This is a genomic window from Pseudomonas sp. PsB (assembly GCF_043658375.1).
Lineage (GTDB): Bacteria > Pseudomonadota > Gammaproteobacteria > Pseudomonadales > Pseudomonadaceae > Aquipseudomonas > Aquipseudomonas putida_Z.
Genome location: NZ_JBIGLU010000008.1, coordinates 23,816 through 50,081 on the forward strand (window position 1 = coordinate 23,816; position 26,266 = coordinate 50,081).

At 63.2% G+C, this 26,266-nt stretch carries 30 protein-coding genes; 11 read left to right on the forward strand and 19 right to left on the reverse strand.

Translation table 11 applies throughout. The features are described 5' to 3' along the window. The first annotated feature begins 82 nt into the window (after window positions 1-82). Genes arsC through ACGLHT_RS12535 form a run of 3 tightly spaced genes read left to right on the forward strand, consistent with a single transcriptional unit; the run spans window position 83 to window position 1,444 of the window. Window positions 83-436 carry an arsenate reductase (glutaredoxin) gene (gene arsC / locus ACGLHT_RS12525; protein ID WP_025338006.1) on the forward strand — a complete coding sequence of 118 codons (354 nt, stop codon included), beginning with the start codon at window positions 83-85 and terminating at the stop codon, window positions 434-436. Next, window positions 433-1,038 carry an NAD(P)H:quinone oxidoreductase gene (wrbA, locus tag ACGLHT_RS12530; RefSeq protein WP_025338005.1) on the forward strand — a complete coding sequence of 202 codons (606 nt, stop codon included), beginning with the start codon at window positions 433-435 and terminating at the stop codon, window positions 1,036-1,038. Before arsC ends, wrbA begins: the two co-directional genes overlap by 4 nt. After that, on the forward strand, window positions 1,031-1,444 hold the full coding sequence (locus ACGLHT_RS12535) for a DUF2069 domain-containing protein (RefSeq protein WP_075043999.1): 414 nt from the start codon (window positions 1,031-1,033) through the stop codon (window positions 1,442-1,444). Before wrbA ends, ACGLHT_RS12535 begins: the two co-directional genes overlap by 8 nt. 102 nt (window positions 1,445-1,546) lie before the next feature. Here ACGLHT_RS12535 and ACGLHT_RS12540 read toward each other — a convergent pair whose 3' ends face one another. Then, on the reverse strand, window positions 1,547-2,218 hold the full coding sequence (locus ACGLHT_RS12540) for a DNA-3-methyladenine glycosylase I (protein WP_274120467.1): 672 nt from the start codon (window positions 2,216-2,218) through the stop codon (window positions 1,547-1,549). 4 nt (window positions 2,219-2,222) lie between these two features. After that, window positions 2,223-3,047 carry a tRNA 2-thiocytidine(32) synthetase TtcA gene (ttcA, locus tag ACGLHT_RS12545; protein WP_012270926.1) on the reverse strand — a complete coding sequence of 275 codons (825 nt, stop codon included), beginning with the start codon at window positions 3,045-3,047 and terminating at the stop codon, window positions 2,223-2,225. A gap of 262 nt (window positions 3,048-3,309) precedes the next feature. Between ttcA and ACGLHT_RS12550 the strand changes: the two genes are divergently transcribed. Continuing rightward, complete coding sequence (locus ACGLHT_RS12550) at window positions 3,310-3,909, forward strand: Yip1 family protein (RefSeq protein ID WP_012270925.1); 600 nt, start codon at window positions 3,310-3,312, stop codon at window positions 3,907-3,909. Window positions 3,910-4,040: 131 nt separating this feature from the next. After that, window positions 4,041-4,535 (forward strand): SprT family zinc-dependent metalloprotease, encoded by a 495-nt coding sequence (locus ACGLHT_RS12555; protein WP_025338002.1) that lies wholly within the window; start codon window positions 4,041-4,043, stop codon window positions 4,533-4,535. Between the two features lie 187 nt (window positions 4,536-4,722). Here the strand turns inward: ACGLHT_RS12555 and fpr are convergent, their stop codons facing one another. Continuing rightward, window positions 4,723-5,502 carry a ferredoxin-NADP reductase gene (gene fpr / locus ACGLHT_RS12560; protein ID WP_004375483.1) on the reverse strand — a complete coding sequence of 260 codons (780 nt, stop codon included), beginning with the start codon at window positions 5,500-5,502 and terminating at the stop codon, window positions 4,723-4,725. A 121-nt stretch (window positions 5,503-5,623) separates the two neighbouring features. On the opposite strand from fpr, the gene finR reads away from it, so the two are divergent. After that, window positions 5,624-6,550, forward strand: coding sequence for a LysR family transcriptional regulator FinR (gene finR / locus ACGLHT_RS12565; RefSeq protein ID WP_004375481.1), 927 nt, complete (start codon window positions 5,624-5,626; stop codon window positions 6,548-6,550). Here the strand turns inward: finR and ACGLHT_RS12570 are convergent. From ACGLHT_RS12570 to ACGLHT_RS12580, 3 genes are all read right to left on the reverse strand, one after another. After that, window positions 6,547-6,912 (reverse strand): diacylglycerol kinase, encoded by a 366-nt coding sequence (locus tag ACGLHT_RS12570; RefSeq protein WP_004375479.1) that lies wholly within the window; start codon window positions 6,910-6,912, stop codon window positions 6,547-6,549. The genes finR and ACGLHT_RS12570 overlap by 4 nt on opposite strands. A 73-nt stretch (window positions 6,913-6,985) precedes the next feature. Further along, window positions 6,986-7,636 carry a response regulator transcription factor ErdR gene (gene erdR / locus ACGLHT_RS12575; RefSeq protein ID WP_025338000.1) on the reverse strand — a complete coding sequence of 217 codons (651 nt, stop codon included), beginning with the start codon at window positions 7,634-7,636 and terminating at the stop codon, window positions 6,986-6,988. A gap of 78 nt (window positions 7,637-7,714) precedes the next feature. Next, a complete protein-coding gene (locus ACGLHT_RS12580) occupies window positions 7,715-8,425 on the reverse strand; it encodes a tRNA-uridine aminocarboxypropyltransferase (protein ID WP_025337999.1) in 711 nt (236 codons plus the stop codon). A gap of 222 nt (window positions 8,426-8,647) precedes the next feature. Between ACGLHT_RS12580 and ACGLHT_RS12585 the strand changes: the two genes are divergently transcribed. Further along, entirely contained in the window at window positions 8,648-9,067 is a 420-nt protein-coding gene (locus ACGLHT_RS12585) for a quorum-sensing-regulated virulence factor family protein (protein WP_013971343.1), read from the forward strand. A 15-nt stretch (window positions 9,068-9,082) separates the two neighbouring features. Here the strand turns inward: ACGLHT_RS12585 and ACGLHT_RS12590 are convergent, their stop codons facing one another. Next, window positions 9,083-9,292 (reverse strand): hypothetical protein, encoded by a 210-nt coding sequence (locus ACGLHT_RS12590; protein ID WP_025337998.1) that lies wholly within the window; start codon window positions 9,290-9,292, stop codon window positions 9,083-9,085. 162 nt (window positions 9,293-9,454) lie between these two features. Between ACGLHT_RS12590 and ACGLHT_RS12595 the strand changes: the two genes are divergently transcribed. After that, a complete protein-coding gene (locus ACGLHT_RS12595) occupies window positions 9,455-10,573 on the forward strand; it encodes an LOG family protein (protein ID WP_025337997.1) in 1,119 nt (372 codons plus the stop codon). Between the two features lie 226 nt (window positions 10,574-10,799). Here the strand turns inward: ACGLHT_RS12595 and recX are convergent, their stop codons facing one another. The 4 genes from recX to ACGLHT_RS12615 form a co-directional block, all read right to left on the reverse strand. After that, window positions 10,800-11,270: a recombination regulator RecX gene (gene recX, locus ACGLHT_RS12600; RefSeq protein ID WP_085619270.1), complete on the reverse strand. Its 471-nt coding sequence runs from the start codon at window positions 11,268-11,270 to the stop codon at window positions 10,800-10,802. Window positions 11,271-11,291: 21 nt separating this feature from the next. Further along, window positions 11,292-12,359, reverse strand: coding sequence for a recombinase RecA (recA, locus tag ACGLHT_RS12605; protein ID WP_015269214.1), 1,068 nt, complete (start codon window positions 12,357-12,359; stop codon window positions 11,292-11,294). Window positions 12,360-12,462: 103 nt separating this feature from the next. After that, on the reverse strand, window positions 12,463-12,945 hold the full coding sequence (locus tag ACGLHT_RS12610) for a CinA family protein (protein WP_025337995.1): 483 nt from the start codon (window positions 12,943-12,945) through the stop codon (window positions 12,463-12,465). A gap of 379 nt (window positions 12,946-13,324) precedes the next feature. Continuing rightward, complete coding sequence (locus tag ACGLHT_RS12615; RefSeq protein WP_025337994.1) at window positions 13,325-13,978, reverse strand: hypothetical protein; 654 nt, start codon at window positions 13,976-13,978, stop codon at window positions 13,325-13,327. Window positions 13,979-14,279: 301 nt separating this feature from the next. Here ACGLHT_RS12615 and mutS point away from each other — a divergent pair, with 301 nt between their 5' ends. Further along, entirely contained in the window at window positions 14,280-16,853 is a 2,574-nt protein-coding gene (gene mutS / locus ACGLHT_RS12620; protein WP_025337993.1) for a DNA mismatch repair protein MutS, read from the forward strand. Window positions 16,854-16,993: 140 nt separating this feature from the next. After that, on the forward strand, window positions 16,994-17,317 hold the full coding sequence (fdxA, locus tag ACGLHT_RS12625; protein ID WP_004375459.1) for a ferredoxin FdxA: 324 nt from the start codon (window positions 16,994-16,996) through the stop codon (window positions 17,315-17,317). A gap of 618 nt (window positions 17,318-17,935) precedes the next feature. Here the strand turns inward: fdxA and rpoS are convergent. The 8 genes from rpoS to ACGLHT_RS12665 form a co-directional block, all read right to left on the reverse strand. Next, window positions 17,936-18,943: an RNA polymerase sigma factor RpoS gene (gene rpoS / locus ACGLHT_RS12630; protein WP_013971277.1), complete on the reverse strand. Its 1,008-nt coding sequence runs from the start codon at window positions 18,941-18,943 to the stop codon at window positions 17,936-17,938. A gap of 108 nt (window positions 18,944-19,051) precedes the next feature. Beyond that, complete coding sequence (locus tag ACGLHT_RS12635) at window positions 19,052-19,909, reverse strand: peptidoglycan DD-metalloendopeptidase family protein (RefSeq protein WP_025337992.1); 858 nt, start codon at window positions 19,907-19,909, stop codon at window positions 19,052-19,054. A 220-nt stretch (window positions 19,910-20,129) separates the two neighbouring features. Beyond that, entirely contained in the window at window positions 20,130-20,768 is a 639-nt protein-coding gene (locus tag ACGLHT_RS12640) for a protein-L-isoaspartate(D-aspartate) O-methyltransferase (protein ID WP_015269209.1), read from the reverse strand. 35 nt (window positions 20,769-20,803) lie between these two features. Continuing rightward, window positions 20,804-21,553, reverse strand: coding sequence for a 5'/3'-nucleotidase SurE (gene surE / locus ACGLHT_RS12645; RefSeq protein WP_025337991.1), 750 nt, complete (start codon window positions 21,551-21,553; stop codon window positions 20,804-20,806). Next, on the reverse strand, window positions 21,541-22,599 hold the full coding sequence (truD, locus tag ACGLHT_RS12650) for a tRNA pseudouridine(13) synthase TruD (RefSeq protein WP_137163174.1): 1,059 nt from the start codon (window positions 22,597-22,599) through the stop codon (window positions 21,541-21,543). The genes surE and truD overlap by 13 nt, the downstream gene beginning before the upstream one ends. Then, a complete protein-coding gene (gene ispF / locus ACGLHT_RS12655; RefSeq protein ID WP_015269207.1) occupies window positions 22,596-23,069 on the reverse strand; it encodes a 2-C-methyl-D-erythritol 2,4-cyclodiphosphate synthase in 474 nt (157 codons plus the stop codon). Before ispF ends, truD begins: the two co-directional genes overlap by 4 nt. A 201-nt stretch (window positions 23,070-23,270) precedes the next feature. Further along, window positions 23,271-24,125, reverse strand: a complete 855-nt coding sequence (gene fghA / locus ACGLHT_RS12660; RefSeq protein ID WP_025337989.1) for an S-formylglutathione hydrolase — start codon at window positions 24,123-24,125, stop codon at window positions 23,271-23,273. An 8-nt stretch (window positions 24,126-24,133) separates the two neighbouring features. Beyond that, window positions 24,134-25,246: an S-(hydroxymethyl)glutathione dehydrogenase/class III alcohol dehydrogenase gene (locus tag ACGLHT_RS12665; RefSeq protein WP_016712915.1), complete on the reverse strand. Its 1,113-nt coding sequence runs from the start codon at window positions 25,244-25,246 to the stop codon at window positions 24,134-24,136. A gap of 107 nt (window positions 25,247-25,353) precedes the next feature. Here ACGLHT_RS12665 and ACGLHT_RS12670 point away from each other — a divergent pair, with 107 nt between their 5' ends. Next, window positions 25,354-26,250 (forward strand): LysR substrate-binding domain-containing protein, encoded by an 897-nt coding sequence (locus ACGLHT_RS12670; RefSeq protein WP_015269205.1) that lies wholly within the window; start codon window positions 25,354-25,356, stop codon window positions 26,248-26,250. The last annotated feature ends 16 nt before the right edge of the window (window positions 26,251-26,266 follow it).

The following is a 26,266-nucleotide window of genomic DNA, read 5'->3' on the forward strand; positions in this document are numbered from 1 at the left end:
TCAATCCTTCTCGAGTTTTAAAGCAAATTGGTCAGTCGCTGCGGTTAGAATAGCCGCCACACCCTGCTGGATGCGACCCGACATGACCGACCTCACGCTCTATCATAACCCGCGCTGCTCGAAATCCCGCGGCGCCCTGGAACTGCTCGAAGCTCGCGGCCTGGCGCCGACCATCGTGCGCTACCTCGAGACCCCGCCCGACGCTGCCACCCTGAAGGCCCTGCTCGGCAAGCTGGGCATCGCCGCGCGCCAGCTGCTGCGTACCGGCGAGGACGAGTACAAGGAGCTGAACCTGGCCGACCCGGCACTGACCGACGCACAACTGATCGAGGCCATGGCCCGGCACCCCAAGCTGATCGAGCGGCCGATCCTGGTCGTCGGTGACAAGGCCGTGGTCGGCCGACCGCCCGAGAAAGTACTGGAGATCCTGCCGTGAGCCAGCCCTACATCCTGGTGCTGTATTACAGCCGCCACGGTTCGACCAGCGAGATGGCCCGGCACATCGCCCGCGGCATCGAGCTGGCCGGCATGGAAGCCCGCCTGCGCACGGTGCCGGCGATTTCCACAGAGTGCGAAGCAGTGGCCCCGGACATCCCGGCCAGTGGCGCGCTGTACGCCACCCTGGACGACCTGCGCCACTGCGCCGGCCTGGTACTGGGCAGCCCGACCCGCTTCGGCAACATGGCAGCGCCGCTCAAGTACTTCCTGGATGGCACCAGCAGCCTGTGGCTGGGCGGTGAACTGGTCGGCAAGCCGGCGGGCGTGTTCACCTCAACCGCCAGCTTGCATGGCGGGCAGGAAACCACCCTGCTGTCGATGATGCTGCCACTGATGCACCACGGCATGCTGGTAATGGGCCTGCCGTACAGCGAATCGGCACTGCTCGAGACCCGCGGCGGCGGCACCCCGTATGGCGCCAGCCATCATGCTGGCGCCGACGGCAAGCGCGAGCTCGACCAGCACGAGATAGCCCTGTGCCGCGCCCTTGGCCAACGCCTGGCGACCACCGCCAAGGCCCTGGAGGCCGCACGTGGCTAAGAAGCCCAAGGTATTGCCGGCGCTGGAATGGCTGGCACCGCGTCTGCGCCTGACGCGGGCGTTGAGCCTGGCGTTCTTCTTCGGCCTGATTGCCCTGCTGGTGGTGAACAACCTGTGGTTCGCCAACCTGCACGGGGCGCGGGTCGAGGTGATCCTGGCGATCGAACTGGTGCCGTTGCTGCTGTTGCTGCCGGGCATGCTGACAGGCAGCGCCCGCGCACATGCCTGGACCTGCTTCGTGGTGAATATCTATTTCATCAAGGGCGTGCTGGCGGCGTTCGACCCGGCGCGGGCGGTATTTGGCTGGGTAGAAGTGCTGGTGAGCCTGGGGCTGTTCATTGCCGGGCTGCTGTATGTGCGCTGGAAGTTCCAGCACGAGCGGCGCATGGCCGGCGAAGGCAGTTAGATTCTTCGCGGGCTTGCCCGCTCCCACAGGTACAGCGCAAGCCTCAAATGCGGTGCGATCCCTGTGGGAGCGGGCATGCCCGCGAAGAGGCCAACACAAATCTCAATGGTTGACGGTATGCGCCAGCATCACCGACAACTGGCACAGCGGCCGCCCACTCTCGGCATGCCACTGGTTGAACGCCTGCTGCACCAAGGCCAGGTCCCGCTGGCTGGTCGGCGGCTTGTCGATCACCTTCTGCGCAATCAACGCCGCAGCCATGTCATCGGTAGGGATGAACGTGTCCTTGCCGACCATGCGCAAGAAGCGCGGTGCCGACAACCCGCCCAGCTGGTTGCCGTGCTTGGCCAGGTACTTCCACAAACCGACGATGTCAGTCACCGGCCAGTCGGCGATGAAGGCGCCGAAACTGCCCTTCTCCTTGGCCACGTCAAGAACCATCTGCGCATTGCGCGGCACGCTCTTGAGCTTGCCCAGGTGGCGGATGATGCGCTCGTCGTGCATCAGCCGCTCGAGGTGCTCGGCGCCCATCAATACCACCTTCTCCGGGTCGAAGCCGAAAAACACCTGCTCGAACGCCGGCCACTTGGCATCCACCAAGCTGTGCTTGAGCCCGGCGCGGAACACGCGCAGGGCCAAGGTCGACAGGTAGCGGTCATCGCTGAGATCACGCAGTTGCGCCGGTGTGCGCGGCTGCGGCAGGAAGGCCTCCAGGGCCTGGGCCGAGCCGAAGCGGTTCAGGCAGTACTCGTGCAACCACTGGTAATCGCGCATGGGCTCAGATGTTCAGCACGTCAAGGAAACGCGGGGTCGCGTTTTCGTCGATCTTCAGGCTGGTGAAGTCGAACAGGTTGCGGTCAGCCAGCTGCGACGGTGCCACGTTCTGCAGGGCGCGGAAAATGCTCTCGGTACGCCCCGGGTGCTTGCGCTCCCACTCCACCAGCATGTCCTTGACCACCTGGCGCTGCAGGTTTTCCTGCGAACCGCACAGGTTGCACGGGATGATCGGGAATTCCTTCATGTCCGAGTAGGCCTGGATATCCTTCTCGCTGCAGTAGGCCAGCGGGCGGATCACCACGTTGCGGCCATCGTCGGCGCGCAGCTTCGGCGGCATGCCCTTGAGCGCGCCGTTGAAGAACATGTTGAGGAAGAAGGTTTCGACGATATCGTCCCGGTGGTGCCCCAGCGCCATCTTGGTCGCGCCGATTTCGTCGGCGAAGGTGTACAGGGTGCCACGGCGCAGGCGCGAGCACAGCGAGCAGGTGGTCTTGCCCTCGGGGACCAGCTCCTTGACCACCGAGTAGGTGTCCTTCTCGACGATGTGGTACTCGACACCCAGTTCCTTGAGGTAGGCCGGCAGCACATGCTCGGGGAAACCCGGCTGCTTCTGGTCCATGTTCACCGCGACGATCTCGAACTTGATCGGTGCCACCTTCTGCAGGTGCAACAGAACGTCGAGCATGGTGTAGCTGTCCTTGCCGCCGGACAGGCAGACCATGACCTTGTCGCCATCCTCGATCATGTTGTAGTCGGTGATGGCTTCGCCGGCGAGACGACGCAGGCGTTTTTGCAGTTTGTTCTGGTTGACCGAGAGGGTGCCCATAGCGCTTGGATCCGCGAGGTGTGACAAAAGCCGGCTATTTTACGCACAAACGCGGCGGCGCTGTAGGCATTCCGATAAAGACTTCATTGTAATCAACAGCGCGCCTTACAGCGCAATTTGCTCTAAAAAGCTCGGTTTATGCAGGTAACGGCTTCCTATACTGCGACATAAGGCCACATTACCGCTTGCTTCGGTGTTCGGGCCTCGGGCCGCTTGCGCTCCATCTGGGGGGCGTTTGGCAACATTGAGAGGAGTGATCGGCATGATTCATCACGTTGTGGGGCTGTTTACCCATCCCGACCAGGAATGGCGGGAAATTCGTGGCGAAGAAGAAACCATCAGCCACATGTACCTGACGCACACCCTGATCCTGGCTGCGATCCCCGCCATTTCGGCGTTCATCGGTACCACCCAGGTCGGCTGGGTGATCGGCGACCGGCCAGCGGTGATGCTGACCATGGAAAGCGCCATTTGGATGAGCATCATGTCGTACCTGGCGATGCTTGCCGGGGTGGCGGTAATGGGGGCGTTCATCCACTGGATGGCTCGCACCTACGATGCCAACCCGTCCATGGCACAGTGCATCGCCTTTGCCACCTACACCGCCACCCCGTTGTTCATCGGCGGCCTGGCGGCACTGTACCCGCACCTGTGGCTGGGCATGCTGATTGGCACCGCCGCCATCTGCTACACGGTGTACCTGCTGTACGTCGGTTTGCCGACGTTCATGAACATACCGTCCGACGAAGGCTTCCTGTTCTCCAGCTCGGTGCTGGCGGTGGGCCTTGTGGTACTGGTGGCGATCATGGCCGCCACGGTGATCATCTGGGGACTGGGCGTGGGGCCCGTCTACACCAACTAGAACAGACTCGACCAACACTGGGGCATCAACCTGAGGCCGCCGCAAGGCGGCCTCTGGCTGTGCGCTGACCGGTGGCTCGGCAGGCTGCCCGGGGTTGCGGCATAATGCCCGGTCAGGAGAACCACCCCGCCATGCCCGAGCTGCTCAGACAACGCGTCGAAACCTGTTACCAGCAAGCTGAAACCTTCTTCAAACGCCCCTTCCCGCGCCCGGAAGTCAGCTTCAAGCTGCGCGGGCAAAAAGCCGGTGTCGCCCACCTGCACGAGAACCTGCTGCGCTTCAACCTGCAGCTTTACCGCGAAAACCAGGAGGACTTCCTGCGCCAGACCGTGGCCCATGAAGTGGCACACCTGGTGGCCCACCAGCTGTTCGGCGACCGCATCCAGGCCCATGGCGAGGAGTGGCAGCTGATCATGCGCGGGGTGTATGAACTGCCGCCCAACCGTTGCCACAACTACGAAGTGCAACGGCGCGTGGTGACCCGCTACATCTACCGCTGCCCGTGCCCGCAGAGCGACTTCCCGTTTACCGCGCAGCGGCACAAGCTGGTGCGCCAGGGGCGGCGCTACCTGTGCAAGCGGTGTCGGGAGATATTGGTGTATAGCGGCGAGACGCGCGTCGAATAGATTGTGTCTTGCCTGATCCGGCCTCTTCGCGGGTAAACCCGCTCCCACAGGGATATCACAAGGCCTGAGGTCAGTGGTACCCCTGTGGGAGCGGGTTTACCCGCGAAGAGGCCAATGCTGGCGATACATGAATCACAGGCACAAGAAAGGCGACCCAAGGGTCGCCTTCTTTGCATCAGCCTGCGCCTTACTTCTCGACGAAGGCACGCTCGATCAGGTAATCACCCGGCTCGCGCATGCGCGGGGAGATCTTCAGGCCGAAGCTGTCCAGTACTTCGCTGGTCTCGTCGAGCATGCTCGGGCTGCCGCAGATCATCGCGCGGTCGTCCTGCGGGTTGATCGGTGGCAGGCCGATGTCGCTGAACAGCTTGCCGCTGCGCATCAGGTCGGTCAGGCGGCCCTGGTTTTCGAACGGTTCACGGGTCACGGTCGGGTAGTAGATCAGCTTGTCGCGAACCGACTCACCGAAGAATTCGTTCTGCGGCAGGTGCTCGGTGATGAACTCGCGGTAGGCCACTTCGTTCACGTAGCGCACGCCGTGCACCAGGATCACCTTCTCGAAGCGCTCGTAGGTTTCCGGGTCCTGGATGACACTCATGAACGGTGCCAGGCCAGTGCCGGTGCTCAGCAGGTACAGGTGCTTGCCCGGGTTCAGGTCGTCGAGTACCAGGGTACCGGTAGGCTTCTTGCTGATGATGATCTCGTCGCCTTCCTTCAGGTGCTGCAGCTGCGAGGTCAGCGGACCGTCCGGCACCTTGATGCTGAAGAACTCCAGGTGCTCTTCCCAGTTCGGCGAAGCAATGGAATAGGCGCGCATGAGCGGACGGCCGCTTTCTTGTTGCAGGCCGATCATCACGAACTGACCGTTCTCGAAGCGCAGGCCCGGGTCGCGAGTGCACTTGAAGCTGAACAGGGTGTCGTTCCAGTGGTGCACACTGAGGACACGTTCGTGGTTCATGTTGCTCATTTAATGGGGCTCCTGAAGAAAGACGCGGCGCGCGCAAGACGCGCAGTTGCGCGATAGTTTAGGGGCAGCGACAATATCTGTTAACTGGATTATCAAGATATGTGTTATCGGTTATATCGATATGCGATTTACACTTCGTCAGCTGCAAGTCTTCGTTGCCGTGGCCCAGCACCAGAGCGTTTCGCGCGCCGCCAGTGTGCTGGCCCTGTCGCAGTCGGCAGCCAGCACCTCGATCACCGAGCTTGAGCGCCAGTCCAGCTGCCAGCTGTTCGACCGCGCCGGCAAGCGCCTGAGCCTCAACGCCCTGGGCCAGCAACTGTTGCCGCAGGCCGTGGCCCTGCTCGACCAGGCCAAGGAAATCGAAGACCTGCTCAACGGCAAGTCCGGTTTCGGCTCGCTGGCGGTCGGCGCCACGCTGACCATCGGCAACTACCTGGCCACCCTGCTGATCGGCAGCTTCATGCAGGTGCACCCGGAAAGCCAGGTGAAGCTGCATGTGCAGAACACTGCGCATATCGTGCAACAGGTGGCGCATTACGAAATTGATCTGGGTCTGATCGAAGGCGATTGCAACCACCCGGACCTGGAAGTGCAGCCCTGGGTCGAGGACGAGCTGGTGGTGTTCTGCGCGCCGCAGCACCCGCTGGCCAAGCTGGGCCGCGCCGATGTACAGACCTTGTCCCAGGAAGCGTGGATCCTGCGCGAACAGGGCTCGGGCACGCGCCTGACCTTCGACCAGGCCATGCGCCACCACCGCACCAACCTCAACATCCGCCTGGAGCTGGAACACACCGAAGCGATCAAGCGCGCGGTGGAGTCGGGCCTGGGCATCGGCTGCATCTCGCGCCTGGCCCTGCGTGACGCCTTCCGCCGCGGTAGCCTGGTAGCGGTAGAAACCCCGGAGCTGGACCTGATGCGCCAGTTCTACTTCATCTGGCACAAACAGAAGTACCAGACCTCGGCCATGCGCGAATTTCTCGAACTGTGCCGCAACTTCACTGCGGGCTTCACCCGCAGTGACGAGATCGTGTTGCCACCAATCGCTTAAAGCAGGATCACACCCCACACCAGCGCCACCATGGTCAGTGCCACCAGTTGCGCGGCGCTGCCCATGTCCTTGGCGTTTTTCGACAGCGGGTGGCGCTCCAGCGAAATGCGGTCGATGGCTGCTTCCACCGCCGAATTGAACAGTTCGACGATCAAGCCCAACAGGCACACGGCGATCATGATCGCCCGCTCCGCACGGCTGACCGGCAGCCAGAAGGCGATCGGGACCAACAGCACGTTGAGCAGCACCAGCTGGCGGAACGCGGCCTCGCCCTTGAAGGCGGCGCGCAGGCCGTCCAGCGAATAGCCGGCGGCGTTGAAGATACGTTTGAGGCCGGTCTGGCCCTTGAATGGCGATGTCATGTGAGTCACTTCACAACGGAAAGGCCAGCAGACTAGACCGGCGCGGGTCAAAAAAGCGTGAAGCCACGCGCACTCAGCTGCTGGCAACCGATTCAAGTTGTTGCAGCAACAACGCCGCCTGGGTGCGGGTACGCACACCCAGCTTGCGGAAGATCGCGGTCACGTGGGCCTTGATGGTCGCTTCCGACACGTTCAGCTCATAGGCGATCTGCTTGTTCAGCAAGCCTTCGCAGACCATGGTCAGCACGCGGAACTGCTGCGGCGTGAGGCTGGCAAGGCCTTCGCTGGCGGCCTTGGCCTCGGCCGAGACATCGACCTTTTCGAACGCCTGCGGCGGCCACCAGACCTCGCCGTCGAGCACCTTGCGCACCGCATCCTGGATCACTTCCAGGGTGCTGGACTTGGGAATGAAGCCACTGGCGCCAAACTCGCGGGACTTGACCACCACTGCGGCCTCTTCCTGCGCCGATACCATCACCACGGGGATCTGCGGGTATTGCCCGCGCAGCAGCACCAGCCCGGAAAAACCGTAGGCACCCGGCATGTTCAAGTCCAGCAACACCAGGTCCCAGTCGGCTTTTTCGCTCAGACGGGTTTCCAGTTCGGCAATGCTGGCGACTTCAACCAGGCGTACATCCGGGCCCAGGCCGAGGGTAACGGCCTGGCGCAAGGCGCCACGGAACAGCGGGTGGTCATCGGCAATCAGGATTTCGTAAGTGGCCATCGATCTGGGGATCCTGTTCTGTGTCGGGCACTCGGGTAAGGGTCATTATGAACCAAAGCAGGGGTTGTGCCCCTTGGACTATAGGAAGGTATGCAAACGCTGGTGGGTGTCGTCCTGCTCGTCCAGCGGCAGGCGCCGCTTGCCGCTCAGGTAATGCAGGCTGAACACATCCAGGTAGGCGTCCAGCGCCTGCGAGGCCTGGGTATCGCCGGCCAGGTCCAGGCACATGGCAGCGACTTCCGCGGTGCAGAAGTGATCGTCGCGCTTGGAGCGGCGCAGGCGGTAGCGGGACATCTGCTCGGCCTGCAGGCTCAACACCGGGAAGCGGTCAAGGTACGGGCTTTTGCGGAACATTTTGCGCGCTTCGGTCCAGGTGGCATCCAGCAGGATGAACAGCGGGCGCTTGCCCGGCTCGCGCACTACCTCGCTGACCACCCGCTCCTGGGCAACGAATTCGCCAGGGAAGACGATGTAGGGCTGCCAACGCGGATCGCCCAGCAACGCCAGCAAGCGTTCGTCGACCGAAGTACGCAGCCAGCCGAAGGCTGAGGTGTCCTCGATCAGGTCGGCGATCAGCCAGCCGGTATTGGTGGGCTTCAGCGGCTCGGTGTCATGCATCAACAGGCACACGCCGGATTCGGCCTGCACCCGCGGCTTCCAGGCGCACAGGCAATGAGTGGCGATGACCCGGCAATCGGGGCAGCGCTCGGCACGCGAACCACGGGCGATGAAGGGCTTGTTGCTGCGGGCCAGGCGTTCGGCGCGCAGGCGCGCTACCGCATGGCTCATGCCGGCAGGCCTCTGGACAGGTTGGGAATGGACACAAGGATGACTCGGAAAAAACTAAGGGCGCCAGTCTACCAGAACAGGGGGCAATTGCTGTGCAGGTGGCGGCGCGGTCCTTATAATCGCTGTTTTTTACCGTACCCCAGCCTCGCGCCTGCGCGATTTTCAGGGAACGCCGTCGACCCGCGCATGTCAAAGCGCCAGTCATCGAACCAGGAGAGATTCATGCTGCGCCGTATCGTCCCCGCCCTGAGCCTGCTGCTCGCCCTGCCCCTGGCAGCCCAGGCGGCTTCCAAGCAGGAATACGACCTGAACAACATGCTGCAGAAGGTGGCCAAAGAGAGCAGTGTCGGCACCCCGCGAGCCATCAACGAGGACATCCTCGACCAGGGTTACACCGTGGAAGGCAAGGCACTGGTCAACCACCTGAGCGTGCGCCAGGACCATGCCGCGCGCATGCAGGCCAACCCCGAACAGGTACGCAGCCAGCTGGGTGACAGCGTCTGCCGCAACAGCGGTTTCCGCAACCTGATGTCCAAAGGCGCGGTCATGGTCTACCGCTTCACGGTCTACAAGACCAACCAGCCGATCATGGACCAGGCGTTCGACAATGCCAGCTGCGTGGCCGGCAACAAGAAGAAGTAACCAACACTTCGATCGCTACGCCTTCTCGTCTTCACGGGCGCGCCAGCGCCCTTCAGCGGCATCGGCGCGCATCTCTGCCAGCAGCGCCTGCAGGTAGCGCGACTGGCATTCCAGCCCCGACAGCCTGCGCCGGCATTCGGCCTCCAGGCTCAGGTGATGCACCTGGGCCGCATTCTCCAGCTGCTGGTAAAGCTGCCGGTCCACTTCGATGATCAAGCGATGCATACCGCCACCTCCTGCATCGACACGTTTCGCTTTACCCAGTTAACCAAACCCGCATCCCCCGTGGCTGCATGCCGACGGGCGGCTGTGCCGAACACCCCCGGCACAATTGAGCGCAAGGGTCTAGATTGAGGTCAGAGGTATTGGTGCAGAAGGAGACGTTGCATGCCTTACCAATCGAGTGAACTGCTGTTCAGCCACTTCCGCGACAACAACATCGACCTGAGCAACATCGACGCACAACTGCAACTGGTGGCACCGAACAGCCCCAACCTGCCGCTGTACCGCGACATGATGCTGACCATCCTGCGCATGGCCCATGACGACACCGACCGCTGGAGCGCCAAGATCACCCTGCAGGCCCTGCGCGAACTGGACCATTCGTTCCGCACCCTGGAACGCTACAAGGGCCGGCGCAAGGTGACCGTGTTCGGCTCGGCGCGCACTCCGCTAGAGCACCCGATGTACGCCCTGGCCCGCGAGCTGGGCGCAACCCTGGCACGCTCCGACCTGATGGTCATCACCGGTGCCGGCGGCGGTATCATGGCAGCTGCCCACGAAGGCGCCGGCAGCGACCACAGCCTGGGGTTCAACATCACCCTGCCCTTCGAACAACACGCCAACCCCACGGTGGACGGCACCGACAAGCTGCTGCCGTTCCATTTCTTCTTCATCCGCAAGCTGTTCTTCGTCAAGGAGGCCGATGCCCTGGTGCTGTGCCCGGGTGGCTTCGGCACTCTGGATGAAGCGCTGGAGGTGCTGACCCTGATCCAGACCGGCAAGAGCCCGCTGGTACCGGTGGTGCTGCTGGATTCGCCAGGTGGCAGCTTCTGGCGCGACTGCCTGGACTTCATCAGCCGCCAACTGGAGGAAAACCGCTACATCCTGCCCAGCGACCTGAAACTGCTGCGCCTGGTGCACAGCGCTGACGAGGCAGTGGAAGAAATCAACCAGTTCTACAGCAACTACCACTCCAGCCGCTGGCTGAAGAGCCAGTTCGTGATCCGTATGCATCACCCGCTCAGCGAGGCGGCGCTGTATGACATCCAGGAAGGCTTTGCCGACTTGCGCCTGAGTGGCAAGTATCACCAGCAACCTGACAGCAGTGCCGAGCACGAAGTGGGCAACTTCAGCCACCTGACCCGTTTGTCATTTGCCTTCAATGGCCGGGACCAGGGCAGGCTGCGCGAGCTGGTGGACTTCATCAACCTGCCGGAGAACTGGGCCAAGCCGCAGCCCATGCATACCACGCAGCGGGCCAGGGAGGCGTTGAAGGTCAGTTGATTGTCGAACAAATTTCCAAGCGCCGCGCAACCTGTGGGAGCGGCGTTGCCGGTACTCGCGGGTAAACCCTAATGCCGGTCAGATAACCTTTGCCGGCTGGATTGGGGCTGCTTTGCAGCCCTTCGCGGGCTTGCCCGCTCCCACAGGGACCGCGCATTTTCTGAACCTTGCACCAAACCTGTGGGAGCGGGCAAGCCCGCGAAGGGCCGCAAAGCGGCCCCAGTCTTCAGTAATCGTCGATATCACGCCCACTGAGCAGGCGGCCGATCATGTCCATGGGGAAACCCCGGTAAGCCAGAAACCGGGTCTGCTGGGCACGGCTGCGGGGATCTTGCGGGCGCTGACCAGCAAACTTGCGCTGCCATACGTCACGCATGCGCTCGCCCCAGTCCACCTCGCTCTCGCGTAGCGCCTGCTCGATATCAGCACGCGCCAAACCGCGCTGGCCTAGCTCTTCGCGAATACGCGCAGGGCCGTAGCCAGAGCTGGATCGGTATCGGATAAAACTTTCGAGGTAACGGGCTTCGCTAAGCAGCCCTTCTTCGGCGAGCCGGTCGAGCTCAGGCTCGATCAGCTCGTCCGAAGCGCCGCGCTGACGCAACTTGCGCGTCAGCTCGACGCGACCGTGCTCACGTCGCGCGAGCAGGTCCATGGCTGTCCGCCGAATGGCGACGGGGGTGTCGAGTACGGCGGACATGTTCGGCTATCTACCGCGCAATCAATAACCGGCGTCAGCGTCGGCCATGTCATCGGCATCGGCTTCGGCAGCAGCAGCCTTACCAGCAGCCGCAACAGCACCAGAGGTCAGCAGCTTCTCGCGAATCTGCTTCTCGATCTCGGCACCAATAGCCGGGTTCTCAGCCAGGTACTTGGCAGCGTTTGCCTTACCTTGACCGATCTTGTTGCCCTGGTAGGCGTACCAGGCACCGGACTTCTCGACCAGGCCTTGGGAAACACCCAGGTCAATGATCTCGCCGTTACGGTAGATACCCTTGCCGTAGAGGATCTGGAACTCGGCCTGACGGAATGGCGGCGAAACCTTGTTCTTGACGATCTTGACGCGGGTTTCGCTACCGACCACCTCGTCGCCTTCCTTGACCGCGCCAGTACGGCGGATATCCAGACGCACCGAGGCGTAGAACTTCAGGGCGTTACCACCGGTGGTGGTTTCCGGGCTGCCGAACATCACGCCAATCTTCATACGGATCTGGTTGATGAAGATGACCAGGCAGTTGGCGTTCTTGATATTACCGGTGATCTTGCGCAGCGCCTGGGACATCAGGCGCGCCTGCAGGCCCACGTGCATGTCACCCATCTCGCCTTCGATCTCGGCCTTCGGTACCAGAGCAGCCACGGAGTCGACGATGATCACGTCAACAGCGTTGGAACGCACCAGCATGTCGGTGATTTCCAGGGCCTGTTCGCCGGTGTCCGGCTGCGAAACCAGCAGGTCGTCGACGTTGACGCCCAGCTTGCCGGCGTACTCGGGGTCGAGGGCGTGTTCGGCGTCGACGAAGGCGCAGGTGGCGCCGTTTTTCTGGGCTTCGGCGATGACCGACAGGGTCAGCGTGGTCTTACCCGACGATTCCGGGCCGTAGATCTCGACGATACGGCCTTTTGGCAGGCCGCCGATGCCCAGGGCAATGTCCAGGCCCAGCGAGCCGGTGGAGATGGCAGGGATAGCCTGGCGCTCGTGGTCGCCCATGCGCATGACGGCGCCCTTGCCGAATTGGCGTTCGATCTGACCCAGGGCCGCAGCCAAGGCGCGCTTCTTGTTGTCGTCCATTGAAATCCTCACGTGTTCGACTTGGCCCTGACGGCCGGAATACCTGTATAAGTAGCCAGTATTATTCCACAGGCAAGCGCCCGCGCAAACCCCTGTCGTCGATTTACTCGGCACCAAGCTGTAACAAGCCGTCTAACGCGGCGATCACCGTCTGTCGGCGCACCGCCTCGCGGTCGCCGTCGAACTGGCGCCGCTCGCTGAACACGTGGTTGCCGTCGCCCCAGGCCAGCCACACGGTGCCCACCGGTTTGGCCGGCGAACCACCGTCCGGCCCGGCCACGCCGCTCACCGCCACGGCAAAGCGCGCGCCGCTGGCGGCCTGGGCGCCGCGGACCATCGCTTCGACCACTTCCTGGCTGACCGCGCCAACCTGGCCGAACAACGCCGCGGGCACTCCCAGTTGACGGGTTTTCTGGGTGTTGGAATAGGTCACGTACCCAGCCTCGAACCAGGCCGAGCTGCCGGGCACGCGGGTGATGGCCTCGGCGATGCCGCCACCGGTGCAGGATTCGGCGGTGGTCACCTGCGCGTTGAAGCGGCGCAGGTGTTCACCCAGGCGGGTGGCAAGCGTGGTGATCGGGTCCATGTCGGGCTCCTTGAAGGCTGCCCTCTACCCTAGCATTTCAGAGATGGGGAATGGGCGTCTGGCGGCGTGCTGGGCATGAGGATGTTCGCCTCTGGATTTTTGCCGCCTATGAGATCGAGCGCCGCCCGCGCGGCGCTTCGCAGCACAAGGCTGCTCCTACATCTGTTTCGGGCCAGTAACGCCTGTGCCAGTGCACGCGACCGCCTTGTTTGCCCGGCACGAAATCGAGGTGGACACCAATGGGCGCGCGCCTTCGCCTCAGGAATAACTGGCCCGAAACAGATGTAGGAGCAGCCTTGTGCTGCGAAGCGCCGCGCGGGCGGCGCTCGATCTCGCAGGCGCCAAACCTCTCAAGGCATGCACCCCAAGCCCACACCAATCAGAAATTCAGCCGAAGCACGGTCCGCCAGATGTTCTTCATCGGTGAACGACGATGCTTGGCCCAGTTGCGCTCCCACCACTCGTCCTCATTGCGCACCACCTGTTCCAGGTCGCTACCGGCCACGGCGGCGGCGTGCTGGCGGAACATCATGGGGAACACGCAGTGCTGGCGGATCCGGTGCTTGACCACCACATCCACCGGGGTGCCATCGTAGGGCGTCTCTGCCAGGATCCGGCAGCCCTCGCGCGACAGCACATAGGCATGCAGCGCCACCACCCGCCCGCGGGCGATGAACGGGAACCAGGTCAGCCAGGTTCGCCCCATGGAATAGCCCAGGTGCAAGGCCTCGAAGGGCCGTTTCTGCATGAAGCGGTTTACCCAGCGCACCCGCGAAGGTTCGAACTCATAGGCCTTGGCATCGTCTTCGAAGATCAGGATTCGATCGAGGCCATTGTCCAGCGCATGACGGGCCAGTTGCTGATGGGACTCGTAGCAACCGCGCTTGGGGTCGCTGTTTTTCTCGACGACATGAAAGTGCACTTCGTTGTCGAGCTGTCGCCCGATGGTTTCGCTGAACAGCGTGCGCCGGTCAGCGCGGGTGTCGAGGGAAATACAAAAAACCGCATCTACATCAAAACGAATTGCGCTCACTGCACTAATCAACCTGTTGCAATATCTTTTTACCGGGTCGCGGGCCACCGCGAATGCGTCAGGCAAGTCATCCCTGATGGGCGAAGGCAGGCAATTCTCCATGGAGGCACCATGATGTCAACCCGCCTTCAGCGCATCCCTGTGCACTCGCCGGACTTGCAGGTACAGCCTGCCGGGTAGCCGTGTTAACCTATGCGGCTTGAAAATCCGGTGGGTCTCGGCGTCGCGCATGCAACACAGAACGCCCCAATTTGCCCCACAATATTGAGACCTACTTTCTAAGCCCTTGATGAATAAAGCAATTTCCGACTTCTCCGCACACACCCCGATGATGCAGCAGTACTGGAAGCTGAAGAACCAGCACCCGGACCAGCTGATGTTCTACCGCATGGGCGACTTCTACGAGATCTTCTACGAAGATGCGAAAAAAGCCGCAAAGCTGCTGGACATCACCCTGACCGCGCGCGGTCAGTCGGCCGGCCAGTCCATCCCCATGTGCGGGATTCCGTTCCATTCGCTGGAAGGCTACCTGGCCAAGCTGGTCAAGCTCGGCGAATCGGTGGTGATCTGCGAGCAGATTGGTGACCCCGCCACCAGCAAGGGCCCGGTGGAACGCCAGGTGGTGCGCATCATCACCCCGGGTACGGTCAGTGACGAGGCCCTGCTCGACGAGCGTCGCGACAACCTGATTGCCGCGCTGCTCGGTGACGAGCGCCTGTTCGGCCTGGCCGTACTGGACATCACCAGTGGCAACTTCAGCGTGCAGGAGATCAAGGGCTGGGAAAACCTGCTGGCCGAGCTCGAGCGCCTGAACCCGGTCGAGCTGCTGATCCCCGACGACTGGCCGCGCGACCTGCCTGCCGAGAAACGCCCGGGCGCCCGTCGCCGTGCGCCATGGGACTTCGACCGCGACTCGGCGCGCAAGGCCCTGTGCCAGCAGTTCGCGACCAAGGACCTCAAGGGCTTTGGCTGCGACAAGCTGACCCTGGCCATCGGCGCCGCCGGTTGCCTGCTGATCTACGCCAAGGAAACCCAGCGCACTGCCCTGCCGCACCTGCGCAGCCTGCGCCACGAACGCCTGGACGACACGGTCATCCTCGACGGCGCCAGCCGCCGCAACCTGGAGCTGGACATCAACCTGGCCGGCGGCCGTGACAACACCCTGCAGTCGGTGATCGACCGCTGCCAGACCGCCATGGCCAGCCGATTGCTGAGCCGCTGGTTGAACCGCCCGTTGCGCGACCTCAAGGTGCTGCAGGCACGCCAGGACTCGATCCGCTGCCTGCTCGACGGCTACCGCTTCGAGAAGCTGCAGCCGCAGCTCAAGGAAATCGGCGATATCGAGCGGATTCTCGCCCGTATCGGCCTGCGCAACGCCCGCCCACGCGACCTGGCACGCCTGCGCGATGCCCTGGGCGCGCTGCCCGAGCTGCAGAACGCCATGGCCGAGCTGGAGGCGCCGCACCTGGCACGCCTGGCCGCCATTACCGGCACCTACCCCGAACTGGCCAGCCTGCTGGAACGGGCGATCATCGACAACCCGCCGGCGGTGATCCGCGATGGCGGCGTGCTCAAGGCCGGTTATGACAACGAACTGGACGAGCTGCTGGCGATCAGCGAGAACGCCGGCCAGTTCCTGATCGACCTGGAAGCCCGGGAAAAGGCCCGCACCGGCCTGGCCAACCTCAAGGTCGGCTACAACCGGGTGCATGGCTACTTCATCGAGCTGCCGACCAAGCAGGCCGAGCAGGCCCCGGGCGACTACATCCGCCGCCAGACCCTGAAAGGCGCCGAGCGCTTCATCACCCCGGAGCTGAAGGCGTTCGAGGACAAGGCCCTGTCGGCCAAGAGCCGCGCCCTGGCCCGCGAAAAGATGCTCTACGACGCCCTGCTGGAAACCTTGATCAGCCACCTGGCACCGCTGCAGGACAGCGCCGCCGCCCTGGCCGAACTGGACGTGCTCAGCAACCTGGCCGAACGTGCACTGAACCTGGACCTGAACTGCCCGCGCTTCGTCGACGAGCCGTGCCTGCGCATCGAGCAGGGCCGCCACCCTGTGGTGGAACAGGTATTGACCACGCCGTTCGTGGCCAACGACCTGGGCCTGGACAACAGCACACGCATGCTGATCATCACCGGCCCGAACATGGGCGGTAAGTCCACCTACATGCGCCAGACCGCCCTGATCGTGCTGCTGGCGCATATCGGTAGCTTCGTGCCGGCTGCCAACTGTGAGCTGTCGCTGGTCGACCGCATCTTCACCCGCATCGGCTCCAGCGACGACCTGGCCGGCGGCCGCTCGACCTTCATGGTCGAGATGAGCGAAACCGCCAACATCCTGCACAACGCCACCGACCGCAGCCTGGTGCTGATGGACGAAGTGGGCCGTGGCACCAGTACCTTCGACGGCCTGTCGCTGGCCTGGGCCGCAGCCGAGCGCCTGGCCCAGCTGCGTGCCTACACGCTGTTCGCCACGCACTACTTCGAGCTCACCGTGCTGCCGGAAAGCGAGCCACTGGTGGCCAACGTGCACCTGAACGCCACCGAGCACAACGAACGCATCGTGTTCCTGCACCACGTGCTGCCTGGCCCTGCCAGCCAGAGCTACGGCCTGGCCGTGGCGCAGCTGGCCGGCGTGCCGACGGTCGTCATCCAGCGTGCCCGTGAACACCTGGCGAGGCTGGAGACCACCAGCCTGCCGCATGAACAGCCTCCGGCCCAAAAGGCCAAGGACGTGCCACAGGTCCCGCACCAGAGCGACCTGTTCGCCAGCCTGCCACACCCGGCCATCGAGAAGCTGGGCAAGCTGCAGCTGGACGACATGACCCCGCGTCAAGCTATCGAAATGCTATATCAACTAAAGAACCTGTTATAACGGCGCCCACTACAAGCTGGTAGAATCCGCCGCGGTTTGCTGGTGCTGCAGGTTATTAGCCTGGCCTGCAGCCACATGCCCGCAAACCGCGCGGCCCTGAGAGGAAGGGCCGCCGCCGTCGCCTGAGGAGAGAATTAGAAATGACCTTCGTCGTCACCGACAACTGCATCAAATGCAAATACACCGACTGCGTGGAAGTCTGCCCGGTGGACTGCTTCTACGAAGGCCCGAACTTCCTGGTCATCCACCCGGACGAGTGCATCGACTGCGCCCTGTGCGAGCCGGAATGCCCAGCGCAAGCCATCTTCTCGGAAGACGAAGTGCCTGCGGGCATGGAGAACTTCATCGAGCTGAACGCCGAACTGGCGGAAATCTGGCCGAACATCACCGAGCGTAAGGACGCCCTGCCGGACGCTGAAGAGTGGGATGGCAAGACTGGCAAGATTGCAGACCTGGAGCGCTGATAGCGTCCGGACACGAAAAAGGCCCCTTGGGGCCTTTTTTGTTTTCTGCGGGCAAAAAAAAGGGGCGGTTTGACCCGCCCACATTTTTTCCGTAGTCCCTGCTTGTCCCAAACATCATCCTGATGAAATCGCCTCTTGCGACGTCCCTGGCTTTCCTCCTGAAAGCCTGTGCATGTCCCTGTGCACAGTTCGAATACTAGCGACTTGAGCCGGGCGGGCAACCGCTAAACCTCACAGGGTGTTGCAGGTGACACATTTCCTCACAGCTGAATAAGCCAGGTTTTTCAATGAGTTGGGAAAACGCAGGATCTGGATACGACGATGATTTACTGAAGCGTACATAGAAGGCTTACAAAACAAGTAAGCAAAGGCTTACACGCGATGTTACTGGGGTAGCGCAGTACATAATGTCTTGGGGCTGCTTTGCAGCCCTTTCGCGACACAAGGCCGCTCCTACAGGATAGTGGCGCATTCGAAGGCGATGAAATACCTGTGGGAGCGGCCTTGTGTCGCGAAAGGGGCGCAAAGCGCCCCCGGCAATTTTGAATGGGGTACCTCTGATCGAAACATACAAAAACGCCCCGAAATCATCGGGGCGTTTTGTGTTGCAGGCTTCCGCTACTGGAACAACGACTCACTGGACAGGCCGTTCTTCTCGAGGATCTCACGCAAACGCTTGAGCCCCTCAACCTGGATCTGCCGCACCCGCTCACGGGTCAGGCCAATCTCCAGGCCTACATCTTCCAGGGTGCTGCTTTCATGCCCGCGCAGGCCAAAGCGGCGCACCACCACTTCACGCTGCTTGTCGGTCAACTCGCCCAGCCATTGGTCGATGCTCTGCGACAGGTCGTCATCCTGCAGCAGTTCGCACGGGTCGGTCGGGCGGTCGTCGGTCAGGGTATCGAGCAGGGTCTTGTCCGAATCCGGGCCGAGCGACACATCCACCGAAGACACCCGCTCGTTCAGGCCCAGCATGCGCTTGACCTCGGCGACCGGTTTCTCCAGCAGCGTGGCGATTTCTTCTGGCGAGGGTTCGTGGTCCAGTTTCTGGGTCAGCTCGCGCGCAGCGCGCAGGTAGACGTTCAGTTCCTTGACCACGTGGATCGGCAAGCGAATGGTGCGGGTCTGGTTCATGATCGCCCGCTCGATGGTCTGGCGAATCCACCAGGTCGCATAGGTCGAGAACCGGAAACCACGCTCCGGGTCGAACTTCTCGACGGCACGGATCAGCCCCAGGTTGCCCTCCTCGATCAGGTCGAGCAGCGACAGGCCGCGGTTCACGTAACGACGGGCAATTTTTACAACCAGGCGCAGGTTGCTTTCGATCATGCGCTTGCGGCCGGCAGGGTCGCCCTTTTGCGACAGGCGCGCAAAATGCACTTCCTCTTCCGGCGAAAGCAGAGGCGAGAATCCGATCTCGTTGAGATACAACTGGGTGGCATCGAGCGCCCGGCTGTAATCGATATACTTGTGTTGCTTGAGCGAAGAGCCCGACTTGGCCCTCGTCCGAACCGAAGATACAGCAGGTTCGTCTGACACCACATCCGTTTCCAAAACGATACCCGTCTCCATCAGAAGCAGGTCATCGTCGATGTCAAACTCCGGCACTTCTTTACTGAGAGCCATTGTTATAGTCCTTTGCTGAGTTCGAACTCAGACTCGAGCGGCACCTATCTCCCTGGCAGCGCTGGAGCCTGTCCCCTCTACATCACAGGAACAGGCCGGGTACAACGGTCAACGACGTGGCAGGAACTGGAGCGGATCGACGGGTTTGCCCTGGCGGCGAATCTCGAAATGCAGCTTCACCCGATCTGTGCCCGTGGACCCCATTTCAGCAATCGACTGCCCTGCCTTGACCTGCTGCCCCTCCCGAACCAACAGCCTGCGGTTATGGCCGTAGGCACTGACGTAGGTATCGCTGTGCTTGATGATGATCAGTTCGCCGTAGCCCCTCAAGCCACTCCCGGCGTACACCACTGCACCATCAGACGCAGCAAAAACAGGCTGTCCCAAATCACCGGCGATATCAATGCCTTTATTCAAACTACCGTTTGAAGCGAATTTTCCAATCAGCACGCCATTGGCAGGCCAGGTCCAGCCGCCTACCGCGCGCTCCGCGGCAGGCACCGTGGCGACCACCGGGGCGCTGCTGGAGGCTGCCGGCGTGGCCGGTTTGCTGGTGCTGGCAGGGGGCGTGCTGGTGCTTCCTACAGGCCGCCGGATGACCGTGGTCTTGCTCGACGACGACGGGCTGGACACCACCGTGGTGCTGCCCGCAGAGCCGCTGCTGAAACGAATCGCTTGCCCCGGGCGAATGGTGTAAGGCGCCGCGATGCCGTTGCGCGCAGCCAGTTCCTTGTAGTCCCAGCCATAACGGAAGGCAATGGAGAACAGCGTATCGCCAGGTTTGACGATGTACTGCCCGGTGGTTACCGCCGGGCGCTTGGGCACGGTGTTATTGCGGTCGACCACCCGCGCGCTGTTGCTGCTGGTGCTCGAGCAACCCACCAGTAGCGTGCCCATGGCCAGTGCAATCACCAGAAGCGTGAAACCCGACCCGTCCTTGCGCTGCCGAATGACTGTGTGACCCACCCGCGCTCCCCTCATGGTGCCGAAAACGATATGAAGACAAGAAATGCAATATTATTGCAATTATAACCAAGCCCGCCCGCATTGGCAGGGTTGGTGAAAGACTGCTGCAAAGCCATGGCACACGCTGTGCGCTAGCGCTTCACCCCGCCAGATAGACAGGGCGTTGCTGCAAGAATTCGGTGCTGGCGCAAAAATATCGCGCGGCTCGAACCAGCAGTGTTCAGGCCAGCGGGCCGTTGAGCAGCGGTACGAAGCGCACTGCCCCCAGCACGCGGCGGGAGAATCCATGCTCCTCGCGCACGATCAGCATCAGCTGCTGGGTTTCGCCGGCTGGCCCCACCGGGATCACCATACGGCCACCGGGCGCCAGCTGGTCGAGCAATGCCTGCGGCACTTCCGGCGCCACGGCGGTGACGATGATGCCGTTGTACGGCGCCAGCGCCGGCCAGCCTTCGCAACCGTCGCCCCAGCGGAACACCACGTTGCGCAGGTTCAGTTCCACCAGGCGCTCCTTGGCCCGGTCCTGCAACACCTTGATGCGTTCCACCGAGAACACCCGCTCGACCAACTGGGCCAGGATTGCCGTCTGGTAGCCCGAGCCGGTGCCGATCTCCAGCACCTTGTCCAGCGGCCCGGCCTCGAGCAGCAGCTCGCTCATGTGGGCAACCATGAACGGTTGCGAGATGGTCTGGTTGTGGCCGATCGGCAGCGCGGTGTCTTCGTAGGCGCGATGCGCCAGCGCCTCGTCGACGAACAGGTGGCGCGGGGTACGACGGATCACGTCGAGCACCTTGGTGTTCGAAACGCCCTCCTCGCACAGGCGCTGGATCAGCCGCTCCCGGGTACGCTGGGAGGTCATGCCGATGCCACGCCGCAGCATATCGTCCTCGCGCATCAGAGCAGGCCCTCCAGCCAACCGTCGAGCTGCTCGAAGGCATCACTGAAGGTGCGGTCGAGCTGCAGCGGAGTGATCGATACATAGCCTTGCATCACCGCGTGGAAGTCGGTACCCGGGCCACCATCCTCGGCATCCCCGGCCACGGCGATCCAGTAGCCTTCCTTGCCGCGCGGGTTGACCACCTTGGTCGGCGCCGCCGCCCGCGCCCGGTGACCGAGGCGGGTGAGCTGGATGCCACGAATGTGCTCCAGCGGCAGGTTGGGGATGTTGACGTTGAGCACGGTGCGCGGCGGCAAGGCCAGGCGCGACTGCGCCTCGACCAGACGGCGGGCGATATGGGCCGCGGTCGGCAGGTTGTCCGGCTGGCGCGACAACAGCGAAAACGCCAGCGAGGTACCGCCGAGGAAACGGCCTTCCAACGCGGCCGCGACCGTGCCCGAATAGAGCACGTCGTCGCCCAGGTTGGCACCGAGGTTGATCCCCGACACGACCATGTCCGGCGCCTGTGGCAACAGCCCATTGAGCCCCAGGTGCACGCAGTCGGTGGGCGTGCCGTTGAGGCTGATGAAGCCATTGGCCAGGGTCTGCGGATGCAGTGGCCGGTCCAGCGTCAGCGAACTGCTGGCGCCGCTCTTGTCTTGATCCGGGGCAATAACCACGCACTCGGCGTAATCCGCCAGCGCAGCGTGCAGCGCGGCGATGCCGGGTGCGGTAACACCGTCGTCGTTCGAAATCAGAATACGCATGAGCTGTCCGTCTGCCCCGCCGACACCAGATCCACGACTTCGCGCACCACCACGGTGGCGAAGCATCCGGCCGGAAGGACGAATTCCAGTTGCAGGATATCAGGCTCCGGATAATGCCACGTAAGACCGCCAATAGGGAGCCGCAGAATGCGTCGTTCGTGATCCATGCCCGCCAAGGCCAGCCACTGGCAAAGTGCTGGCTGACGCGCGCCGACGGTGTTTTCCAGCTGTGCGGTGACACCGGCGGCCGGCGAATCGCCCGCGCCCCACATCGGGCCGGTCGGGTGCAGGTCGAGAATCGCCAGGCGCGGGTCGGCACATTCCGCCTCACCCGCCGGGAAGAAGCTGCGGCTGTCGGTGAACGCCAGCAGGTCGCCCACCTGGGCCTGCGCCCAGCTGCCGTCGGCAACACGGGCTGCCAGCACCTGGTTGAACAGGTAGCTGCGCCCGGCCGAGAGCAACCGCGAACGCACGTTGCGCTGTTCGGGCAGGGCCTTGCGTGCGGCCCAATCGAGAGCGTCGTGAACGTTGCCGCCACCGTGGCCGAAGCGCTGGGTGCCGAAATAATTCGGCACACCGTGCTGCTTGAGCTGTTCCAGGCGTGCATCCACCGCCTGGTGATCGGCAGCCAGGGCAGTCAGGCGCAGCGTGAAGCCGTTGGCCGAATGCGCACCGCGCTGCAGCTTGCGCTGGTGGCGCACCTGCTTGAGCACACGCAGGCTGGCATCCTCGGCACGCGACAGGTCCGGGTCGGCCTTGCCTGGCAGGTGCAGGCTGAACCACTGGCGAGTCAGGGCCTGGCGGTCCTTGAGGCCGGCGTAGCTGATCGTGCGCACCGGCACCCCAGCAGCACGGGCCAGGCGGCGGGCCGCCTCCTCGGTGTTCAGGTCACGCTTCTCGACCCACAGCCACAGGTGCTCGCCGTGGCCCGACAGGGGGATGTCCAGTACTTCGTCGACCTGGAAATCCTCGGCCACCGCCTTGAGGACGGCGGTACCCAGTGGTTGGCCCGATGCGCGCGGGCCCAGCAGTTCCAGTTCGGTCATGCTGGCAGCAGCAGGGCTACCGAATGCACGGCGATGCCCTCCTCGCGGCCGGTGAAGCCGAGCTTCTCGGTGGTGGTAGCCTTGACGTTGACCTGGTCGAGTTCGACCTGCAGGTCTTCGGCGATCAGCTTGCGCATGGTCTCGATGTGCGGGGCCATCTTCGGCGCCTGGGCGACGATGGTGGCGTCGATGTTGCCGACCTTCCAGCCCTTGGCCTGGACGATGCCGACTACATGGCGCAGCAGCACCCGGCTGTCGGCGCCCTTGAACTGCGGATCGGTGTCGGGGAAGTGTTTGCCGATGTCACCCAGCGCCGCCGCGCCAAGCAAGGCATCGCTCAGGGCGTGCAGCAGCACGTCGCCATCGGAGTGGGCCAGGAGGCCGTATTTGTGGGGGATACGCACCCCGCCCAGGGTAATGAAATCACCGTCGCAGAAGCGGTGCACATCGTAGCCGTGGCCAATACGCATAGAAAAACGCCCTGAATGAGTCAGGGCGTGATTCTACCTGCTTTAGCCAGTATTGGGGCCGTCGTTGTAGGAGCAGCCTCGTGCTGCGAATGGACCGCAAAGCGGCCCCGGCAATATCGGCGATAGCGTTAGACCCAGGGTCTGCTTCGCAGCCCATTCGCAGCACAAGGCTGCTCCTACAGGCGATCGCGCAGCTACGCCTTACACCCGCCCCAATGCCACCGCATGATGACGCAGGTGCTCCTCGATGAAGCTGGCGATGAAGTAGTAGCTGTGGTCATAGCCAGGTTGCAGGCGCAAGGTCAGTTCATGCCCACCTTTGCGTGCCGCCTGCTCCAGGGCTTCAGGCTTGAGCTGCTTCTCGAGGAAGTCGTCGCGGTCGCCCTGGTCCACCAGCAACGGCGGGCATTCGCCGGCCGGGGTCTCGGCCAGCAGCACGCTGGCATCCCACTCGCGCCAGCGCGCACGGTCTTCACCCAGGTAGCGGCTGAAGGCTTTCTCGCCCCACGGGCAATCCATCGGGTTGCTGATCGGCGAGAACGCCGACACCGAGCGGTAGCGCCCTGGGTTGCGCAAGGCGCACACCAGCGCGCCATGCCCACCCATGGAGTGGCCACTGATGCTGCGCTCGCCCGAAGCCGGGAAGTGCGCCTCGATCAACGCGGGCAACTCCTCCACCACATAGTCGTGCATGCGGTAGTGCTGGGCCCAAGGCTGCTGAGTGGCATTGAGGTAGAAGCCGGCACCCAGGCCGAAGTCCCAGGCACCGTCCGGGTCGCCCGGCACCTGCTCGCCACGCGGGCTGGTGTCGGGGGCGACGATGATCAACCCAAGCTCCGCGGCCAGGCGCTGGGCGCCGGCCTTCTGCATGAAGTTCTCGTCGGTGCAGGTGAGGCCGCTGAGCCAGTACAGCACCGGCAGCTTCTCGCCCTGTTCGGCCTGCGGCGGCAGGTAGACGGCGAACACCATGTCGCAACCCAGCACCTTGGAGTGATGCCGGTAACGCTTGTGCCAGCCGCCAAAGCTCTTCTGGCAGGAGATGTTATCCAGGCTCATGGCAAACCTCAGAAGTGGATCACGCTGCGAATGCTCTTGCCTTCGTGCATCAGGTCGAAGGCCTTGTTGATGTCTTCCAGGCCCATGGTGTGGGTGATGAAGGTATCCAGCGGGATCTCGCCCTTCTCGGACATTTCCACGTAGCTTGGCAGCTCGCTGCGGCCACGTACGCCACCGAACGCCGAACCACGCCATACGCGGCCGGTGACCAGCTGGAACGGACGAGTGGCGATTTCCTGGCCGGCACCGGCCACGCCGATGATCACCGATTCGCCCCAGCCCTTGTGGCAGCACTCCAGCGCAGCACGCATCAGCTGCACGTTGCCGATGCACTCGAAGGAGAAGTCCACGCCGCCGTCGGTGAGGTCGACGATCACTTCCTGGATCGGGCGGTCGTAGTCTTTCGGGTTGATGCAGTCGGTGGCACCCAGCTGGCGGGCGATTTCGAACTTGGCCGGGTTGATGTCGATGGCAATGATGCGCGACGCCTTGGCCTTGACCGCACCGATCACTGCCGACAGGCCGATGCCGCCCAGGCCGAAGATGGCCACGGTGTCACCCGGCTTGACCTTGGCGGTGTTGAGCACCGCGCCGATACCGGTGGTGACACCACAACCCAGCAGGCAGACCTTTTCCAGCGGCGCTTCTTTCTGGATCTTGGCCACGGAGATTTCCGGCAGCACGGTGTACTCGGAGAAGGTCGAGGTACCCATGTAGTGGAACAGTTGCTGGCCTTTGTAGGAGAAGCGCGTGGTGCCGTCCGGCATCAGGCCCTTGCCCTGGGTGGCGCGGATGGCCTGGCACAGGTTGGTCTTGCCCGAGAGGCAGAACTTGCACTTGCCGCATTCCGGGGTGTACAGCGGGATGACGTGGTCACCGACGGCGACCGAGGTGACGCCCTCGCCTACCGCCTCGACGATCGCGCCACCTTCGTGGCCGAGGATCGACGGGAAGATGCCCTCCGGGTCGGCGCCCGACAGGGTGTAGGCGTCGGTGTGGCAGACACCGCTGGCGACCACGCGCAGCAGCACTTCACCGGCCTTGGGCATGGCCACGTCGACTTCGACGATTTCCAGGGGTTTCTTGGCTTCGAAGGCTACGGCAGCACGGGACTTGATCATCAAAGGTCTCCAGACAGAGGGTCGATTCAGTCTGGCAGTGTAATTCACCGCCTTTTGATGAATAATCCGGCCAAAGACAAAACATTATTGCCATACAGGGATAATCAATGAGCAGCCGCTGGGAAGGCATCGACGAGTTCGTCGCCGTGGCCGAGTCGGGCCAGTTCACCGCGGCCGCCGAGCGCCTGGGGGTTTCCTCGTCGCACATCAGCCGGCAGATCGCCCGGCTGGAGGAACGGCTGCAGACGCGCCTGCTGTACCGCAGTACCCGGCGGGTGACCCTGAGCGAGGCCGGGCAGACATTCCTGCAGCACTGCCAGCGCCTGCAGGATGGCCGCGAGGAAGCCCTGCGCGCCATGGGCGACTTGGCCAGCGAGCCCAAGGGGTTGCTGCGCATGACCTGCGCGGTGGCTTATGGCGAGCGCTTCATCGTGCCGCTGGTGACACGGTTCATGGCGCTGTACCCGCAGCTGCGGGTGGATGTGGAACTGAGCAACCATACCCTCGACCTGGTGCATGAAGGCATGGACCTGGCCATCCGCCTGGGCCGGCTGGCCGATTCACGACTGGTGGCAACCCGCCTGGCGCCCCGGCGCATGTACCTGTGCGCTTCGCCGGCCTACCTGGAACGTTACGGTCGGCCACACAGCCTGTCGGAACTGGCGCGGCACAATTGCCTGGTGGGCAGCTCGGATTTGTGGGCGCTGCAGCAGGACGGCCGCGAGATCAGCCAGCGAGTGCAGGGCAACTGGCGTTGCAACAGCGGGCAGGCGGTGCTGGACGCGGCGCTGCAGGGGATGGGGTTGTGCCAGTTGCCGGATTACTACGTGCTGGAGCACTTGAACAGTGGTGCGCTGGTGTCGTTGCTGGAGGCGCACCAGCCACCGAATACCGCAGTGTGGGCGCTGTATCCGCAGCAACGGCACCTGTCGCCGAAGGTACGGCGGCTGGTGGATTACCTGAAGGAAGGGTTGGCGGGGCTGCCGGAGTATCGTTTGAACTGAAACCTTGTGCTGACCG

Excerpts from the sequence above, each read along its gene's own strand:
- ACGLHT_RS12580 (WP_025337999.1), bottom strand. The coding sequence starts at position 8,425 with ATGAGCCATGCGGTAGCGCGCCTGCGCGCCGAACGCCTGGCCCGCAGC.
- surE (WP_025337991.1), bottom strand. The coding sequence starts at position 21,553 with ATGCGTATTCTGATTTCGAACGACGACGGTGTTACCGCACCCGGCATC.
- arsC (WP_025338006.1), top strand. The coding sequence starts at position 83 with ATGACCGACCTCACGCTCTATCATAACCCGCGCTGCTCGAAATCCCGC.
- ACGLHT_RS12570 (WP_004375479.1), bottom strand. The coding sequence starts at position 6,912 with ATGACATCGCCATTCAAGGGCCAGACCGGCCTCAAACGTATCTTCAAC.
- ispF (WP_015269207.1), bottom strand. The coding sequence starts at position 23,069 with ATGCGTATTGGCCACGGCTACGATGTGCACCGCTTCTGCGACGGTGAT.
- ACGLHT_RS12555 (WP_025338002.1), top strand. The coding sequence starts at position 4,041 with ATGCCCGAGCTGCTCAGACAACGCGTCGAAACCTGTTACCAGCAAGCT.
- ACGLHT_RS12640 (WP_015269209.1), bottom strand. The coding sequence starts at position 20,768 with ATGACCTCCCAGCGTACCCGGGAGCGGCTGATCCAGCGCCTGTGCGAG.
- rpoS (WP_013971277.1), bottom strand. The coding sequence starts at position 18,943 with ATGGCTCTCAGTAAAGAAGTGCCGGAGTTTGACATCGACGATGACCTG.
- recX (WP_085619270.1), bottom strand. The coding sequence starts at position 11,270 with ATGTCCGCCGTACTCGACACCCCCGTCGCCATTCGGCGGACAGCCATG.
- ACGLHT_RS12610 (WP_025337995.1), bottom strand. The coding sequence starts at position 12,945 with ATGGACCCGATCACCACGCTTGCCACCCGCCTGGGTGAACACCTGCGC.
- ACGLHT_RS12540 (WP_274120467.1), bottom strand. The coding sequence starts at position 2,218 with ATGCGCGATTACCAGTGGTTGCACGAGTACTGCCTGAACCGCTTCGGC.
- erdR (WP_025338000.1), bottom strand. The coding sequence starts at position 7,636 with ATGGCCACTTACGAAATCCTGATTGCCGATGACCACCCGCTGTTCCGT.
- ACGLHT_RS12665 (WP_016712915.1), bottom strand. The coding sequence starts at position 25,246 with ATGATCAAGTCCCGTGCTGCCGTAGCCTTCGAAGCCAAGAAACCCCTG.
- ACGLHT_RS12550 (WP_012270925.1), top strand. The coding sequence starts at position 3,310 with ATGATTCATCACGTTGTGGGGCTGTTTACCCATCCCGACCAGGAATGG.
- finR (WP_004375481.1), top strand. The coding sequence starts at position 5,624 with ATGCGATTTACACTTCGTCAGCTGCAAGTCTTCGTTGCCGTGGCCCAG.
- fdxA (WP_004375459.1), top strand. The coding sequence starts at position 16,994 with ATGACCTTCGTCGTCACCGACAACTGCATCAAATGCAAATACACCGAC.
- ACGLHT_RS12595 (WP_025337997.1), top strand. The coding sequence starts at position 9,455 with ATGCCTTACCAATCGAGTGAACTGCTGTTCAGCCACTTCCGCGACAAC.
- truD (WP_137163174.1), bottom strand. The coding sequence starts at position 22,599 with ATGACCGAACTGGAACTGCTGGGCCCGCGCGCATCGGGCCAACCACTG.
- ACGLHT_RS12585 (WP_013971343.1), top strand. The coding sequence starts at position 8,648 with ATGCTGCGCCGTATCGTCCCCGCCCTGAGCCTGCTGCTCGCCCTGCCC.
- fghA (WP_025337989.1), bottom strand. The coding sequence starts at position 24,125 with ATGAGCCTGGATAACATCTCCTGCCAGAAGAGCTTTGGCGGCTGGCAC.
- recA (WP_015269214.1), bottom strand. The coding sequence starts at position 12,359 with ATGGACGACAACAAGAAGCGCGCCTTGGCTGCGGCCCTGGGTCAGATC.
- ACGLHT_RS12590 (WP_025337998.1), bottom strand. The coding sequence starts at position 9,292 with ATGCATCGCTTGATCATCGAAGTGGACCGGCAGCTTTACCAGCAGCTG.
- fpr (WP_004375483.1), bottom strand. The coding sequence starts at position 5,502 with ATGAGCAACATGAACCACGAACGTGTCCTCAGTGTGCACCACTGGAAC.
- ACGLHT_RS12670 (WP_015269205.1), top strand. The coding sequence starts at position 25,354 with ATGAGCAGCCGCTGGGAAGGCATCGACGAGTTCGTCGCCGTGGCCGAG.
- ttcA (WP_012270926.1), bottom strand. The coding sequence starts at position 3,047 with ATGGGCACCCTCTCGGTCAACCAGAACAAACTGCAAAAACGCCTGCGT.